This window comes from Maribacter arcticus (assembly GCF_900167935.1).
Lineage (GTDB): Bacteria > Bacteroidota > Bacteroidia > Flavobacteriales > Flavobacteriaceae > Maribacter > Maribacter arcticus.
This window is the reverse complement of the sequence record NZ_FUYL01000002.1, coordinates 548,275-565,907: the sequence shown is the minus strand read 5'-3', so window position 1 is coordinate 565,907 and position 17,633 is coordinate 548,275. Positions and strand designations below refer to the sequence as shown.

Sequence of the window (17,633 nt, the reverse complement as noted above, 5' to 3'; positions counted from 1 at the left end):
AAGATATGTTTGGAGAAGAATATGATGTTATCGTAGTTGGTGGAGGTCACGCCGGTGCAGAAGCTGCAGCAGCAGCAGCAAATTTGGGATCAAAAACACTTTTGATTACCATGAATTTACAAACTATTGGGCAAATGTCTTGCAACCCTGCAATGGGTGGAATTGCAAAGGGACAGATTGTACGAGAGATTGATGCCCTTGGTGGATATAGTGGTATAGTGTCAGATAAGTCAGCAATACAATTTAAAATGCTGAACAAATCTAAAGGACCAGCAATGTGGAGTCCAAGAACTCAAAATGACAGAATGCGTTTTGCAGAAGAATGGAGGTTGATGCTAGAACGCACACCAAACGTTGATTTCTATCAAGAAATGGTCTCGGGACTTTTAGTTGAGAACAACAAAATTGTTGGTGTAAAAACATCTTTAGGAATTGATATAAAATCAAAAGCAGTAGTCCTAACGAACGGTACATTTTTAAATGGTTTGATTCATATTGGGGAGAAGCAATTTGGTGGAGGTAGAGCTGGCGAAAAAGCTGCAACCGGAATTACTGAACAATTACTAGGCTTTGGTTTTCAAAGTGGAAGAATGAAAACAGGTACACCACCAAGAGTAGATGGTAGATCATTAGACTATTCTAAAATGATAATTCAACCAGGTGATACTATTCCTGAAAAATTTTCATACACCAATACTAAACCTTTAGCACATCAACGTGATTGTCACATGACCCATACAAGTGCTTTAGTTCATGATTTATTAAGAGAAGGTTTCGACAGGTCACCTATGTTCAACGGTAGAATAAAAAGTACAGGACCGAGATATTGCCCATCAATAGAAGACAAAATAAATAGATTCGCTGATAAGGACAGTCACCAAATGTTTATTGAACCTGAAGGATGGGAAACTGTCGAGGTTTATGTAAACGGATTCTCAACCTCGTTGCCTGAAGACATACAATTTAAAGCACTTCGGTCTGTTGTAGGTTTCGAAAAAGTAAAATTCTTTAGACCAGGCTATGCTATAGAATACGACTATTTTCCGCCAACACAATTGAAACACACCTTAGAAACAAAACTAATACAAAATCTATACTTCGCTGGACAAATAAATGGAACCACAGGATATGAAGAAGCAGCATCACAAGGTTTAATGGCAGGTATAAATGCTCACTTAAAATTAAACGAAAAAGACCCGTTAATTTTAAAAAGAGATGAAGCATATATTGGAGTATTAATAGACGACCTTATTACAAAAGGAACTGAAGAACCGTATAGAATGTTCACCTCAAGGGCAGAATATAGAACACTATTAAGACAAGATAATGCGGATTTAAGATTAACACCACTTAGTTATTCTATAGGTCTAGCTAGTGAAAATCGTATGAAAAGAATGGAAGAGAAACAAGAACAATCAGATTCTCTAATAAATTTCTTTAAGGAAACAAGTGTATTACCAAATGAAATAAACCCAATTTTAAAAAGTGTAGACTCCGCCTTAGTGAAACAATCTGACAAAATGTATAAAGCATTTTCTAGACCTAATGTAACCATGGACCACATGTTACAACTAGATAAAGTTTCTAGTTTTATTAACGGAAATAAATTTGACAGCGAAGTTCTAGAGCAAGCTGAAGTTCAAATTAAATATTCAGGCTATATAGCAAAAGAAAAGGTAAATGCTGATAAACTTCATAGGCTAGAATCTGTAAAAATTCCAGCAAATTTTGAATACACAAAACTTAAATCACTTTCATTCGAAGCTAGAGAAAAACTTACCAAAATACAACCAGTAACCATTTCACAAGCATCAAGAATTAGTGGAGTTACCCCAAGCGATATTAGTGTGCTTTTAGTTTTCCTTGGTCGGTAGGAGAAATTGTTCCACGTGGAACATTAAAAAATAAGTTATAATAAACACCAAAGCATGTCACAAAACAAAATTCTTTTAACAACGAAAGATCATCTAATAACAAAAGAAAAATTTTCTCTAGAAATAGATAATGAATATGACATGCTAGTAACAATACCTCAGCCAAAAAAAACAGAGAAATACTACCAAACAACAAATTACATTTCACATTCAGATACTGCAAAAAATTTATTTGAAAAGGTTTATCAAATAATTAAAAAACATACGCTCCGAAAAAAAACAAAATTGATAAATCAATTTTCAAATAACGGAAAGTCATTATTAGATATTGGATGCGGAACAGGAGAGTTTTTGGCAATGGCAAAAAATGATCACTGGTCAACATTCGGTGTAGAACCTAACCTAAAAGCTCGAGAAAAAGCGACATTAAAAAACATAAATGTAGTGGCTGCTTTAGACAATATAGGCAATCTAAAATTTAATGTTATTTCGTTATGGCATGTATTGGAACATCTACCAGATTTACAAAACCAAATTAAAAAAATTACTGAACTACTAACAGAAGAAGGTACCTTAATAATTGCAGTTCCCAACTTTAAGTCAAATGATGCGAAACACTATAAAGAAAATTGGGCCGCTTACGACACCCCAAGACACTTATGGCACTTTTCTCAACAAGCAATTTCTAGATTATTTAAAGAACATCAATTTAGAGTGATTCAAACATTACCGATGAAATTTGACTCATACTATGTTTCACTATTGTCAGAGAAATATAAAAACGGAAAACAAAATTATATTAAAGCCTTTTACCAAGGATGGTTATCAAACTATAAAGCTAAGAGTACAAGTGAGTATTCTTCGCTTATTTATGTGCTAAAAAGAGAACAAAAAGCAAATAAAGCTTAATTAAGAGATTTTATTAAAGCCTACAGTGTACAGTGTTGTTTAATTAAAAATACTTCTTTAGAAGAGCTTTAAATAGGTCTTTAAAATAGGGGTTATCTATATAATTACGCTTAAATATAAAAAAAACCAATACTAAGCTTTATCCCATTTATATTACCCCAGAAAAATAATTTCAATTTAAAAAGCTTTACTACTTTTGCACAACTTAAAAATGAACAAATGAAAAATATTATAGTATTATTAGTTGTAGCATTATTGGCTTCATGTCAACAAGAAAAAATTGGATATGTAGATAATGTAAAGTTGATGGATGAGTATCAACAAAAAATTGATGTTGAGTCAAAATTTAAAGTTAAAGCTGACGCATTAGCTTCAAAAAGAGATAGTATTTCTCAGGTCTTTCAAATGGAAGCACAAGCATTTCAAGCTAAAGCACAATCCATGTCTCAAACTAAAGCTCAAGAAGAGTATGCAGCTATGCAACAAAAAGGTCAAATCATTGGTCAACAATTACAACAGCAAGATCAACAACTTCAATTAGCTGGACAAACAGAAATGGATAGTATTGTTTCAAAAGTTAAAGAAGAAATAAAATCATACGGTAAAGCCAAAGGCTATTCTTACATATTAGGTGGGGGTGATGGTGGCAGTGTACTTTATGGTACTGATGCTAATAATTTAACAGAAGAGATTGTTAAGTTACTTAATGATAAGTATAAAAAATAAAACTTAAAATAAAACTTAAAAAAGCCGGTTAATAACCGGCTTTTTTTATTCTACAATATTATGTTCAAATCGCTCTAACTCATGTTCTATGTTAAATTGATTCTTAGGAAGAAAACCTTTAACAGTAAGTACTATACCGCAAATAATAAGTATAACACCAATAACCTTTTTCACTAAAAATATTCTCTTAGCAGTAAGTTTTCTCTTTAACTGTTTCGCTAATAAAATTTTTAAAATATCTGTTACAAAATAGGAGAGTAGTACTGTTGCAAAAAAAGTAAAAAAACGATTCGGTTGATTGTCCAAACTAGGTCCAACAATAATTATAATTCCTAACCAAAAAACCAATACTCCAATATTTATAAAGTTCAATAAGAAGCCTTTTATAAATAAACCTAAAAAATCTGATTTTCTAATTTTTTTAGATTCATCAGGAATTACATTTTTATCAATTTTAAAAAAAGTAACAAGACCATAAATCAACAGAATAACTCCTCCAAAAACATACAAACCTGGTTGATTACTTAAATTTTCAAGGAGTTGAAAACTACTAAAATAAGCAAGGAGAATAAATAATATATCTGCTAACAAAACCCCTAAATCAAATGTAATAGCAGCCCTAAAACCCTTGACTGCACTAGTTTGCAGAAGAACAAAAAAAACAGGTCCTACCATAAAACTTAAAAAAAAGCCTAAAGGAATTGCTGCCTGTATATCTTCTAACATAAAATTTTACATTCTTTTTATTGTGCCGCCAAAGACAGTTTTTTCTTCTAATTTCTTAGGATTACCATAAACTAAAACCTCACCACCAGCTTTAACTGTAGCTTTTACATAATCCTTAGCATTAATTTCAGCCCTAGATCCAGCATTTACATTAATAGTAGAAAAATTAGTTATAAAAGTTTTACCTTCATAAACACCACCCGTATTAATTTGAACATCCTGTAAATTAGAAGAACCTGTTGTTTTAATGACCCCGCCTGAAACAGACTTGATTAGCATTTGTTCCACTTCTGCATTAACAATAAGCTCACCACCTTCTTGTGCTTTCAATTCTAAAACATCTTGTCTAATAATCTCTTCAGTAACTATACGAGCATCTTCATTAACATCAATAACTAAAATTTTATCTGAATAATATAAATTCACAAAAGTTTTATAACCACTAAAAATCTTACCTATTTGCATGCGTATTTTTAATACACCATCAACATTAACAATAGCAACACTGTTAGTATTTTCACCTGATATTATAGCCTTGTTCTCAGTAGATTTTATAAGATTAATAGATAGGCCATCAAAACCCTTTAATTCCTTAAAGGGTTCCAATTTATGAGTAACCTTACTATCCTGGCCAGTAACCAAAATACATCCGAAGAGAAACATTAAAATTAGCACTTGTTTCATTCTTTACGTATAAATTTGTTTTTAAGAAAAGCAACATTTAAGAGATTGCTTTTCTAATACAGCCACCATATACCAAATTTCGTTCCAAATTATTTTTTCTCATCCGGAATCAAAGCAAAATCTAGATGTCTTTTAATCAGATCGGTACTTTTAACCATAACGGTTATCTCATCACCAAGTGTATATTTCTTCTTGGTACGTTCACCAACAATAGCATATTGCTTTTCATCAAAGATATAATAATCTCCTTTTATGTCTCGAATACGAATCATACCCTCGCACTTATTATCAATAATTTCAACATAAATACCCCACTCGGTAACGCCACTTATAACACCGCGAAACTCCTCATCTTTATGATCTTGCATAAATTTGATTTGCATATACTTAATTGAATCACGTTCTGCGCTAGAAGCTAAATATTCCATATCGGAAGAATGCTTACATTTCTTCTGAAATTCTTCTTCCTTAGCTGAGCTACCACCATCAAGATAGTGCTGTAATAATCTATGCACCATTACATCAGGATATCTACGGATAGGTGAAGTAAAATGTGTATAATAATCAAAAGCTAAACCATAATGACCAATATTATCAATAGTATAAATAGCTTTACTCATACTACGAATGGTAAGAGTATCGACCATGTTTTGCTCTTTTTTACCCTTAACATCTTGCAGTAATTGATTTAAAGAAGAACTAATAGATTTCTTATCCTTAAAATCTAATTTATGTCCAAATTTAGATACAATTCCGTTTAAAGCCATTAGTTTATCTGGATCAGGATCATCATGAACTCTATATACAAAAGTCTTCTTCGGTTTTTGCTTTCCAATAAATTCTGCAACTTTTCTATTTGCTAAAAGCATAAACTCTTCTATAAGCTTATTAGCATCTTTAGATTCTTTAAAATAAACTCCAATTGGTTCACTATTCTCGTCAAGATTAAAACGTACTTCAACTTTATCGAAAGACAATGCACCTTGATCCATACGTTTATCACGCATTATCTTTGCCAATCTGTCCATTATCAATGTTGCTTCTACTACTTCATTAGAAACAGTATAAAACGTATCTCTAATAGATATATCTTGAGGAATAAGACCATTACCTGTTTCTATTATATGTTGGGCCTCTTCGTATGCAAAACGTTCGTTAGAATTAATTACAGTTCTTCCAAACCATTGATTTCTTATCATAGTAGAATCGTCAAGCTCGAAAATTGCAGAAAATGTATACTTTTCTTCATTAGGTCTTAACGAACAAGCATTATTAGATAACACTTCAGGCAACATCGGTACTACACGATCAACCAAATAAACAGAAGTAGCTCTTTCATATGCTTCATCATCTAAAATCGTTTCTTTTTCTAAATAATGAGATACATCGGCAATATGAATACCAATTTCATAATTTCCATTATCTAATTTTTGAAAGGATAATGCATCATCAAAATCTTTAGCATCCTTAGGATCAATAGTAAATGTCAAAACATCTCTAACATCTCTACGTTTTAAAATTTCTTCTTTCTTAATGCTAGTATCTAATCCATCGGCAAAACGTTGGACTTCTGCTGGAAAAGAATAAGGTAATCCATATTCAGCAAGTATAGAATGTATTTCAGTATCATGCTCACCAGGTATACCCAATACCTCGGTCACTCTACCAAATGGTGAATCTACATTATCTGGCCAATCAGTAATTTCAACCAAAACCTTCTCACCATCTTTTGCGTCGCCTAATTTATCCTTTGAAACAAAAATATCGGTATACATTCTAAAATCTGTAGGTCTTACAAAAGCAAATGTTTTTTGCATATCTACAATACCTACAAATGTTGTTTTGTATCGTTCAAGAACCCTTACTATTTCGCCCTCTAACTTTTTACTTTTACTTCTAGGGTAGATATAAACTTCTACTTTGTCTTTATGAAAAGCCTTATTTATTTTATTTGATGGTATAAATATATCATCATCCATGCCTTCAACAACGATATATGCATTTCCTTTTCCTGTAATATCTACAGTACCTTCATGGTACGACTTCGTATTTTCTAATACTTTATATTGACCGCGGTCAACTTCTTCTATACGCTTCTTTTCCTTTAGCTCAGTTAACCTTTTTATTAGGATATTTCTATCTTGAGCATCGGTTATATCTATCTTTGCGGCAATCTGCTTGTAATTAAAACTTTTACTAGGTTCCTTTTCAAGAACAGTAAAAATTCCTTTTGTAATTTCATTCTTTCTATGATTATTCGCCTTCTTATTTCTTTTTGACATTAAACTTTTTATTTGTTGGAAAATTACGAATTATAATCCACTACCTATTAGTCAACCTTTTATTGAAAAGATAAGCTAATGAGTTGTTATTAACATATATATCATAATTCACATTTTTTCTTTTAAATTAAATTAAATTTTGATGATTATTATAGTCTGTTAATAACAGGTATAACTTATTTCATTTTTGCTTGACTTTATGAGATACTAAAAGTTGTTGACAGAACTTTAACCTAATGGTATATTGGAAATCAGTATTTTGAGAAGTTATCAGAAACGGTTTATAACCTCTATTAACATGAAATTATTAATAACTAAATGTAATTTTAATGTTAACGAGAGGAGTTTATTTGATGAAAATCAACTAATACTTTCTAATATTTTAATTATTCTTTAGAAGATTAAAAGTGTAAGCAGATGTCAACTTTAAAAAGCAAATTTTTAAGCATGTTTTTTTAAACAATTTATGCATGAAGTAAACTAGCTTATAACATAGTAATTAACAACTATTATATTTTATACGATAACAATTGTTGTCAACTGCTTAAATTTTGTTGTGAATGCTTGATTATTGTACCTTTAGCCTCCAATTTATCGATCCCCCGCACGATAAATAATGAACAATTAACCTATTAAGAATACGCTTATGAAGATAGCTATTGGTAATGACCATGCTGGGACGGAATATAAACTAGCTATTGTTGGTTTATTAAAATCTATGCAAGTTGAAATAACCAATCACGGTACTGATGGAACAGATAGTGTTGATTATCCAGATTTTGCGCATCCTGTTGCACAAGATGTTGAGAAAGGTAAAGTTGATTTTGGTATTTTAATTTGTGGTAGCGGTAATGGGGCTTGTATGACAGCAAATAAACAGCAAAATGTGAGAGCTGCCTTATGTTGGACCAAAGAAATAACACAACTAGCAAGAGAGCATAATGATGCTAATATAATAAGCTTACCTGCAAGGTATATAGCTTTACCCCAAGCTCTTGAAATTATATCCACATTTTTGAATACTCCCTTTTCTGGTGGAAGACATGAGCGCAGAGTTGAAAAAATTCCTCTTCAATAAAGAGTTATTATTTATCTGTTCATAACCTTTAAAAGGTTTACGTAACTCATTAAAATTTAAACAATTAGTGTATTATAGATATAAACATAACCAGTTAATTACACCAATTTATGTTAGATATTAAAGTAAAAAAATTTAACGAATTAACTATTCAAGAATTGTATAGCTTATTGAAATTACGAAGTGAAATTTTCGTGGTTGAACAAGATTGTGTATACCAAGATTTAGATGGTAAGGATACTAAGTCACTCCATGTTATCGGATTAAAGAATAACGAGGTTGTTGCATATACTCGGATTTTTAAACCGGGCGATTATTTTGATATAGCTAGTATAGGTAGGGTTGCCGTACATAAAGACCATAGAAAGTATGGTTATGGAAAAGATATCATGCACGCCTCAATTAATGCGGTTAATGATAAATTTAAGGAGCAAAAGATTAAAATTTCTGCACAAACGTATCTTAATAAATTTTATACAGAACTCGGTTTTGAAGCTATAGGTGAAGGTTATTTAGAAGATGGAATTCCCCATATTGCAATGGTAAAAGAGTAAAAATGCCCGCTAATAGTGGGCATTTTTATATACATAGATGAATTTGTACGTTTATATTTTAATAGGAGTTTTATTGCTCAAATTTATATCCTCTAACATACTATCTGTAAATTTATAATGCCCCTTTGTTGTAATAATTCTAAAACGGTTAGAATTCATCCGACTTAATGTATCTAAAAACAACCATTTAGATTTTAGCAACCTAGTTTTTGGGGATTTAAGGCTAATATCGAAATAGTATTTTCTACCATCCTTAATAGCAACAATATCTGGGGTTATATGATCTTCTTTACCTTTTCTAGAATATGACTTAGGAGTTTCATAGCCCTCCATATCAGCTTTTATATTCTCGAAACCTGTTGCCTCTAAATGTTGAATTGATTTTTCTAAAAACGCTGTATTATCTAACTTTTCTAACTTTACCATACCTAGTAAAATAATAAAAAAAATGACAATTCCAAATTTTATACGCTGATTAACAATATGTTGAGATTAATTAATACTATTAAAAACGAACAATAGATTTAAGCCTAATTCATATTTAATAAGTCATTTTCTTTATTTGGAGTCTTAATATAACTTCTTGTTTTTCTTTTTTCCATTTCTAAAAGGTTGGTTTTGTTAAACGAAAGTTTATCACCTTCAAATAGAATTCTCCATATCTTTCCCTGTTTTGATTCTGAAATATATAAAGAACCATCAGGGCCTTCTGCAAGACCCATAGGCCTATATTTTGCATCTTGCATATCAACAACTATATCAGTTCCGGTAAATCCATCAGCAAAAACTTCTAATTCACCGGTTGGAGTTCCATTTTCAAAAGGTAAAAATGCAACAATATAACCTGCTTGCGGATAAGGACTTCTATTGGTAGAGCCGTGAAAAGCCACAAAAGCCCCATTTTTATATCTATTTGGAAACATTGAACCTTTGTAAAACAAAAGGTCATTGGGAGCCCAATGTGCAGGTAAACCCATTAATGGATTTTTGTAATCTTCCGTAATTGTTTTTCCATCTCCGCCGTATTCTGGGGCAATTAATCTTTTTTCTTTAAAAGGGTCATAATAAGAATAAGGCCAACCAAAATTATCTCCTTTTTCAATTTTCATAAACTCTTCAGCAGGCAAAACGGCATTCTCCCATTTAGAATAAATATTAGGAGCATGATTATGTAAATAGTCCCTTCCATGTTGAACAGCGTAGAGAGAATTGTCTATACTATTCCAAGAAATACCAACAATACTTCTTATACCAGTAGCATAGTTTTCTCCGTCATATTGAGTTTGGTTAAGTTTATTTTCGTCGAATCGCCAAATACTTCCTAATACATCTAACATAGGGCATGGATTGAGCCCATTTATTTTACCTACAGAATTTGGGTCCTCGCATGCATTTGTTGGAGCACTAAAGGTAACGTACATACCACCCTTACCATCAAATGCTAAAGATTTTGCATTATGCCAACGAATAGGGTATTGATCTGTTAATATAACCTCTAATTTGCCGTCTGGAACTAATTTTTTTTCACTCAGTTTTTGACGATAAATTACCAGTTCTGAACTAAAATATAGATAACCATTGTGTATTCGCATTTCAGTCCCAAAAGCTCCGTCATATGGATAATTACCAAATCGCTTTTTAATATCCACTTTTCCATTATTAGTGGTATCCCTTAAGGCAATATTACCTAATGGACCCTTTGGGTCTTTTAACTTAACATATATATCCCCATTATCATTTACGGCTAAATGTCTTGAAGACCCAATACTATCAACAACCACCAATGCTCCAAATCCTTTTGGGATAAATAGCCCACCATTATTTTTATCAGAAATAGGCTTGCTTAATATTTTTGTGGTCACAACTGTTTCTACATTTGGAACCACCTCTTTTTTTTCTTTACAGGATAAAAGAATGAGGTTTATTGATATTAAAAAATATAAACTTTTCTTCATTTGTGTTTAATAAGATTAAAAGTACATAAATCTACAATTTAGTTTAACTATACCTTAAACCAAACGCTTGGCAATCCCTAGGTCAATTAAAAATTCTAATTTTAGAATTAGATTTATTGGTTTTTCAGATTTATTGGTTTTTGAAAAATAGAGATATCCTTCATATTTAGTATTTAATTCCTTTATTTTTAATTTACCGTGGTGCTCTATATTGGAATCACAATAGTCTGTCAAAACTTTTTTGGATATAGCTTTTTTATTTAGAAAAGAAAGCAACATTTTTCGGTTAACCAATGTTACTTTACATGAAGTAAATATGTTGGGTTCATCTTCATATATGGCAGTTGCTAAAGAGTAGAAATCGGTCTTCTTATATGGATTAAAAAGCCAACCTTCTTTATACTTATCTTCTTTATAGTAGCCTAATTCAAAAGCGAATGTGGGTAAATCTTCATTTATATAATCTAATTGCGCTTTTTCGTCAATATTAAAAATAACTTTTGTTTTCTTATGGGTAAACATAATATCAATACCTGCCATTTGACTTTTCATATCATGAACTCGGCATGTATCATAATAGACTAAACTTTTTTCATAATACACATCTAAAAGACGAGAGAGTTGTTTCTCTTTTCTTAAATCAGATGTGAAATTACTTTTCACGTCGAACTAATTTTATTAGCAAGAACATTTGCTATTTTTTGAACAACCCCCACAACTAAGGCATTACCCATAAAGAATGCTCTTTTGGTATTAGAAATTCCTTCAAGGGCAGTATGGTCATCGGGGAACATGTTTAAACGCTCTAGTTCTAAAGGAGTTAATCTTCTCAGCCCTTTTTTGGTTTGAACCACATGTTTAAAACGAGAAGGACTTTTACCACCTTCACCGGTAATTATTGTTCTTGAAGCATTGTCTAAAGCATCTGGAAAAATCATGCTTCCTTCGCTATACTTATATGAAAACCCTGTCTTGGCTGTTCGTATTTCTTTTTTTGAACCTTTTAAATATTCCCATTTTTCAAACTGATCTTCAGCAATATAAAATTCATCGGGTATTATTCCTTTTTCTAGAATATCACTTAAAACAGTTTTCTTTCCACCAAAATAAGGTAGCGTTTTAGTAGTATGAACTTTTCCTTTTATAAACACACCTGTATTTTGAAAAGGGGATAAATTTCCATCCACATTAAAATTTTCTGATAGCGCGACCAAATCTTCATTAATGGTAAATGAATCTATTTTTGTTGAAGTATCGGTAATAGGAAAAGAAGATGAAATTGTTCCAGAATCAAAAATCCATTCTTTTGGGGGTATATTTTTAAATTGATTGTAAAGTGGCGTTGACTTGTGATAGCCTAAGAAGAAAATACGTCTGCGACGCTGGGGCATACCATAATCTGCAGCATTAATTACCCTCCATTCTACAGCATATCCTAAATCGTCAAGACTTTTAAGCATTATGGCAAAATCTCGTCCTCGTTGGTTTGATGGAGATTTGAGTAAGCGGTCTACATTTTCTAAAAAAAGATACTTGGGCGGATTCTTCTTTTCCGAAAGAATTCTATGAATACTCCACCATAAAACCCCTTTTTTTCCAATTAAACCCTTAGAATTTTGCAAGGTAGTAGCTACAGAATAATCTTGACAGGGAAAACCACCTACTAGAATATCTGCATCTGGTATTACTTTCGTTTCTACTTCAGAAATATCCATATTGCTATGGTTCTGTTTTCCAAACCGGGCTTCGTAAACTAATGATGCATGCTGTGTTTTTGTACTAGGTTCCCATTGGTTGCTCCAGACCACCCTATAGTTGTCTGAGTCTTCTAATCCTAAGCGAAATCCACCAACACCAGCAAAAAGTTCTATGACCTTAAGTTTCTTCATTTGCGATAAATTTACATAAATTCACAAGGCTAATACTATTTGAAATTTTTTTAGGTATGAAGAAAACGCTGTTCCATAAAGCTTTTGTATTGATTTTGATAGCATTGAATATATCATGCGACACCAATTTAGAAGAAAAGAAAATTTCTAACGATGAGATTGATAGCATAAAAGATTTTTTTGCTCCTGATAAGCGTACTGCACTTTTCAATGTAGAAGTTTTAGAAGACCCTTCTGGTTTAAAATTGGTAGGCGAAAGTAATCTACCAAAGGCAGTAGATTCTTTAAAAGCAACTTTAAAGGAGATAGGAATTCAGGTTGTAGACGAAATCAAGATACTTCCTTCATCAGATTTAAAAGGCAAAACGATGGCAGTGATTAATATTTCAGCGGCCAATCTAAGAAGTACCCCAAAACACTCTGCAGAATTAGCAACCCAAGCGATTCTTGGTACAGAAGTTAATGTCTTAAAAAAAGAGGAAGATTGGTATTTGATACAAACACCAGATGAATATTTGGCATGGGTAGATGCTGGGGGTATTCAATTAATGGATGAGAATAGTTTATCGCAGTGGGCAACTTCAAACAAGATTATATATACGAATACTTACGGCCATGCATATGATTTAACTGACACAACCATTCGAGTATCTGACCTTGTTGCCGGCAGTCTTTTGAAGGTCTTAGAGGAAGGAGAAAGGTATTATAAAGTTCAATTTCCAGATGGCAGACAAGCTTTGGTATCTAAAGAAGAAGCAAGTGATTATACAAATTGGCTTTCAGGTTTAACCTATGATGCTAATGCGCTAATTGAAACTTCAAAATCATTAATGGGGGTACCTTATTTGTGGGGAGGGACATCAACGAAGGGAGTTGATTGTAGCGGATTCACCAAAACCATTTATTATATGAATGGTATGGTTATTCCACGAGATGCATCACAGCAGGTACATACAGGTAAACCTATAGATTCCATTGCAGATTTCAGTAAATTAGACAAAGGTGATTTGTTGTTTTTTGGCAGAAAAGCGACTGATTCGACTTCAGAAAAAGTTGTTCATGTGGGTATGTGGATTGGCGATAATCAATTTATTCATTCTTCAAATATGGTGCGGATAAGTAGTGTAGATAAGAACGCCTCTAATTATGATGAATACAATGTTAACCGTTATTTACGAACCAAAAGATTACTTAAAGAGGAAGATAAAAACATCATCAATTTAAAGAAAGCATTACAGATTAAGGGTTAGCCAAAGCAAAGGCAATAATCTGATTTCCTTTTTTGGTTCCTAATTTTTCGCCTCCACATGCAAGAACGATATACTGTTTGCCCTTGTATTCATATGTGCTCGGTGTAGCAAACGAAGCTGCAGGCAGCTCATATTCCCATAGAAGCTCACCAGTTGTTTTATTAAATGCCCTAAAAAAACCATCTTTTGTGGCGGCAATAAGTAATAGTCCGTTTTGGGTAATGATAGGTCCGCCATAATTTTCGGTTCCCGTTGTGGGGAACCCTTTTTCTTTAAGCGACCACGTTTCCCCAAAAGGAATAGACCAAAGAAAATCACCTGTATTTAAATCTATAGCGTTTAGTGTTCCCCAAGGTGGCGAAATACCAGGTAATCCATTACCATCTAAAAACTTAGTATAGCCATCATGTAAGTATGGGTTCTCTTCTGAGGTGTTGGCAATTTCCATTTTTTCTTGATGGGCTGAAGTTTGCTCCTCATTGAACAGAAATTCAATCAAAGCATTTTTTTCTGAATCCGACAATGTCGGAAAACCGGTCATCATACCTTTGCCTTTCGTAACAATAGAAACCACCTCTTCTTTGCTTTTCTTAAGATTAATATCTACTAGAGAAGGAAAACCACTAGCTACTAAACCTTTTCTATCTGACTGATGACAAGTAGCACATTTACCACTATAAATACGTTTACCTAAGGGCATTTCTTGAGCATTAGCTTCATTGACCTTCATCTTTAGATTCCAAGCCATTTCATTAGAATTCACATATAAAATTCCATCTTCAGGATCAACACCTGCACCACCCCATTCAGCAGCACCATCATAACCAGGAAACAACAATGTAGGCTCAAGACTAGGAGGACTATAAACTTCTTTTTCTGCGGACTCAAAAAATTCTAAAAGCTCCTCTTTATTTTTGGCATAAGGGCTAATATCTTCTTTTGTTAGCTCATTCGATTGTCGTGCAAAAGGTTTCGGTTTTGTGGGAATAGGTTGTGTTGGCCAAGCAACTTCACCAGCTAATGTTGATTGTTTAACAGGTACTTCTTCAACATCAAATAGAGGCTCTCCTGTTATTCGGTCAAAAACAAAAACATAGCCCTGTTTGGTGATTTGTGCCACTGCTTTTATCTTTTCTCCATTATGTTCTACAGTTAAAAGGTTTGGTGGGGCAGGAGGATCACGGTCCCAAATATCATGATGTGTAAATTGAAAGTGCCATATATACTCGCCTGTATTTGCATTTAAAGCCACTAATGAATTAGCGTAGAGGTTGCTTCCCAAACGGTCACCACCATAAAAATCAGGAGCAGCAGAACCTGTTGGCACATAAATTATTTCTGCTTCTTCGTCTAATGCCATACCTGCCCAATTATTGGCAGCACCTACCATTGGACTTTTGTAGGCGTTGGGGTCTTCCCAAGTTTCATACCCTAATTCTCCTGGGTGAGGTATGGTGTGAAACACCCATTCTGGTTTACCGGTAATTACATTAAAGGCCATAATATCACCAGGTGCTGCATCAGAACCTTCAGATATTCTTAAAGGCATTACAATAATGTCTTTAAAAACAGAGCCAGGAGTATTAGAAATAACGAACTTTTCTTTTGCAGACTCTGGCATTCCCGAACGCATGTCTATTTTTCCATCTATACCAAAAGAGGGAATAGGTATTCCAGTGAGAGCATCAAGAGCATAAAGATCAGCACCACGTGTGCATAGAATACGCTTGTCATTTCCATTTTCCCAGTAAGACACACCTCTACTTGTAGAATGCCATACTTGAACCGAATCGCCGAATTGCCATAGTTCATTACCTGTTTCAGCATGAAGCGCTACTACGCGTAATGCTGCAGTTACCCCATAGACAAGGCTATCAACAACCAAAGGATTCATTTGCATTTGTCCCCAATCGGGCGCTTCGTATCGCCAAACAACTTCTAATTGCGAAACATTTTGAGGTGTAATTTGGTTAAGGGTCGTAAAATGACTTCTACCAGAATCACCTAAATAAGCGGACCATGTGGTATACCTCTTATCACCTTTTATTGAAGTCTCTTCTTTGCAACTGATAAGAACGAAAAGCGATAGAATACTATATGTAATTATATAGGAGTTGACCCTCATAGGTTACTGTTTCTAATACTTAATTAGTACTTATAAATTCGCGAATATCTTTACTTAACTGAATTAAATCTGGTTCGTGGGTATACATCATATGACCCGCTTCGTAGTACTTCATTTGAACACGTTCTTTCACAATTCCGTTTCTATCAAAAGTGTATTCCGCATCAAAAAAAGGAGTAATTAAATCATAATAACCACTTGCCACCATTACTTTCATTGCGGTATTTCTACGCATAGTTTCACCTAAATCTGGAGCTGTATTTACCGGCATTGGCTCCCAATATTGAGTATCCGGCACAGTTCTCCAGCGCCAATTTGAACCACCACCAGAGGTGATATAAGGTCTGTCCATTTTTATTTTTAATTCTGAAGCAAAGTAATGGTTAAGACTTGCGGTATAGGCAGCACTAATTTGGTAGCTGGCAGCATCACCTAAATGAGGCTTTTCAGACACCTTATCTTCTTCGTCTCCCATAAATCGTCCGTCAAGACGACCAATAGCCAATCCTTTATCCAACAATAATTGTTTTTGAAAGCGACCCATTAGTATTCTTAGGTTTGAACGAAGTATATAGGTTTTGTCAAGCCCAGTAAAATAGGCTAGCTTTTCAGCGATTGCATTTTTTTCTTCATCAGTAAGTAAATTGCCTTTATAAAGTGCAGGAACATAAGTGTTATAAGTAAAATCGCGACATTCTTGAGTGAAGTTTTCCAGTGTTTTACCTTGTCCGGCTTTTTTGTGATACCATGCTGTGGCAGCCATACTTGGTAAATAGGTAATAAATGAAGTAATGTTATTTGGTTCTGATGTAGAGCCGGCATAATCGAGTGCTTGAGAAATTAATATCATTCCGTTCAAAGCCATATTTTGTCCGGATCCTTCCAAAGCTTTGCCAAGAGCTGCGGCACGTGTAGTTCCATAACTTTCACCTGCCAAATATTTAGGAGAAAACCAGCGCTCGTTTTCTGTTACCCATTTACGAATAAATTGGGCGAACGAATCTACATCCTCTTTAAGTCCGTAGAAATCTTTCCCCTCACCTTTTCCAACTAATCTACTATATCCTGTACCTACAGGGTCAATGAAGACCAAATCGGTTAGGTCTAATAAACCATTTTCATTATTTACTAGGTTATATGGTGCTGCACCATCATCATTTTTAGCGTCAGAATCTACTTTTACGATTTTAGGTCCAAAAAACCCCATATGCAACCACATTGAAGCAGAGCCTGGGCCACCATTAAAAACGAAAGTTACAGGTCGTTTAGTAACATCACCCATCGCTGTTTTGGTGTATGCAACCGACCAAAAAGAGGCTATTGAATCACCATCTTTATTCGTTAGAAAAGTTTCTTTCGCAGTAGTAGTATAATCAATGGTTTTACCACCAAAGACTCCTTGATGTTTTGTGACAAAAGATTTGGCTTCAGGTATAGGTTTTGGAGAAGTATCTTTTTTAGTCTCTTGTGCCTGAGAGAATAGGCACAAAAACAAGATTGTAGTTATTAAAAAATGGTTGCGCATAATCTGATTTATTGAATGGTAGAGGTTTTAGTTTGTCAATTTAAAAGTAGGTATAA

15 protein-coding genes are annotated in these 17,633 nt (G+C 33.4%); 6 read left to right on the top strand and 9 right to left on the bottom strand.

The annotated features are described in order from the left end of the window. The first annotated feature begins 5 nt into the window (after positions 1-5). The 3 genes from mnmG to B5X55_RS05365 all read left to right on the top strand — a co-directional run bounded on the left by mnmG (position 6) and on the right by B5X55_RS05365 (position 3,509). A complete protein-coding gene (gene mnmG / locus B5X55_RS05375; RefSeq protein ID WP_079511569.1) occupies positions 6-1,874 on the top strand; it encodes a tRNA uridine-5-carboxymethylaminomethyl(34) synthesis enzyme MnmG in 1,869 nt (622 codons plus the stop codon). Positions 1,875-1,928: 54 nt separating this feature from the next. Beyond that, positions 1,929-2,783, top strand: a complete 855-nt coding sequence (locus B5X55_RS05370; protein ID WP_079511568.1) for a class I SAM-dependent methyltransferase — start codon at positions 1,929-1,931, stop codon at positions 2,781-2,783. A 219-nt stretch (positions 2,784-3,002) separates the two neighbouring features. After that, the gene (locus B5X55_RS05365; RefSeq protein WP_079511567.1) at positions 3,003-3,509 is read left to right on the top strand and encodes an OmpH/Skp family outer membrane protein; all 507 of its coding nucleotides are present in this window, start codon (positions 3,003-3,005) and stop codon (positions 3,507-3,509) included. Between the two features lie 45 nt (positions 3,510-3,554). Here the strand turns inward: B5X55_RS05365 and B5X55_RS05360 are convergent, their stop codons facing one another. From B5X55_RS05360 to rnr, 3 genes are all read right to left on the bottom strand, one after another. After that, entirely contained in the window at positions 3,555-4,235 is a 681-nt protein-coding gene (locus tag B5X55_RS05360) for a LysE family translocator (RefSeq protein ID WP_079511566.1), read from the bottom strand. 6 nt (positions 4,236-4,241) lie between these two features. Continuing rightward, positions 4,242-4,919 carry a head GIN domain-containing protein gene (locus tag B5X55_RS05355; RefSeq protein WP_079511565.1) on the bottom strand — a complete coding sequence of 226 codons (678 nt, stop codon included), beginning with the start codon at positions 4,917-4,919 and terminating at the stop codon, positions 4,242-4,244. Positions 4,920-5,008: 89 nt separating this feature from the next. Further along, positions 5,009-7,201: a ribonuclease R gene (gene rnr, locus B5X55_RS05350; protein WP_079511564.1), complete on the bottom strand. Its 2,193-nt coding sequence runs from the start codon at positions 7,199-7,201 to the stop codon at positions 5,009-5,011. 646 nt (positions 7,202-7,847) lie between these two features. Here rnr and rpiB point away from each other — a divergent pair. Both rpiB and B5X55_RS05340 read left to right on the top strand, forming a co-directional pair. Beyond that, positions 7,848-8,279: a ribose 5-phosphate isomerase B gene (gene rpiB / locus B5X55_RS05345; RefSeq protein ID WP_079511563.1), complete on the top strand. Its 432-nt coding sequence runs from the start codon at positions 7,848-7,850 to the stop codon at positions 8,277-8,279. Between the two features lie 110 nt (positions 8,280-8,389). Continuing rightward, positions 8,390-8,833 (top strand): GNAT family N-acetyltransferase, encoded by a 444-nt coding sequence (locus B5X55_RS05340; protein WP_079511562.1) that lies wholly within the window; start codon positions 8,390-8,392, stop codon positions 8,831-8,833. 51 nt (positions 8,834-8,884) lie between these two features. Here B5X55_RS05340 and B5X55_RS05335 read toward each other — a convergent pair whose 3' ends face one another. From B5X55_RS05335 to dcm, 4 genes are all read right to left on the bottom strand, one after another. Then, positions 8,885-9,259 (bottom strand): hypothetical protein, encoded by a 375-nt coding sequence (locus B5X55_RS05335; protein ID WP_079511561.1) that lies wholly within the window; start codon positions 9,257-9,259, stop codon positions 8,885-8,887. Between the two features lie 104 nt (positions 9,260-9,363). After that, the gene (locus tag B5X55_RS05330) at positions 9,364-10,788 is read right to left on the bottom strand and encodes a PQQ-dependent sugar dehydrogenase (RefSeq protein ID WP_079511560.1); all 1,425 of its coding nucleotides are present in this window, start codon (positions 10,786-10,788) and stop codon (positions 9,364-9,366) included. Between the two features lie 54 nt (positions 10,789-10,842). Next, positions 10,843-11,451 (bottom strand): hypothetical protein, encoded by a 609-nt coding sequence (locus B5X55_RS05325; RefSeq protein WP_079511559.1) that lies wholly within the window; start codon positions 11,449-11,451, stop codon positions 10,843-10,845. After that, positions 11,448-12,677, bottom strand: a complete 1,230-nt coding sequence (gene dcm, locus B5X55_RS05320) for a DNA (cytosine-5-)-methyltransferase (RefSeq protein WP_079511558.1) — start codon at positions 12,675-12,677, stop codon at positions 11,448-11,450. Before dcm ends, B5X55_RS05325 begins: the two co-directional genes overlap by 4 nt. Before the next feature lie 56 nt (positions 12,678-12,733). Between dcm and B5X55_RS05315 the strand changes: the two genes are divergently transcribed. Further along, positions 12,734-13,927 (top strand): C40 family peptidase, encoded by a 1,194-nt coding sequence (locus B5X55_RS05315; protein ID WP_079511557.1) that lies wholly within the window; start codon positions 12,734-12,736, stop codon positions 13,925-13,927. Here B5X55_RS05315 and B5X55_RS05310 read toward each other — a convergent pair. Both B5X55_RS05310 and B5X55_RS05305 read right to left on the bottom strand, forming a co-directional pair. Continuing rightward, on the bottom strand, positions 13,917-16,052 hold the full coding sequence (locus B5X55_RS05310; RefSeq protein WP_079511556.1) for an outer membrane protein assembly factor BamB family protein: 2,136 nt from the start codon (positions 16,050-16,052) through the stop codon (positions 13,917-13,919). The two genes, B5X55_RS05315 and B5X55_RS05310, sit on opposite strands and share 11 nt — an antisense overlap. A 19-nt stretch (positions 16,053-16,071) precedes the next feature. Continuing rightward, complete coding sequence (locus B5X55_RS05305; RefSeq protein ID WP_079511555.1) at positions 16,072-17,577, bottom strand: S10 family peptidase; 1,506 nt, start codon at positions 17,575-17,577, stop codon at positions 16,072-16,074. Positions 17,578-17,633 lie beyond the last annotated feature (56 nt).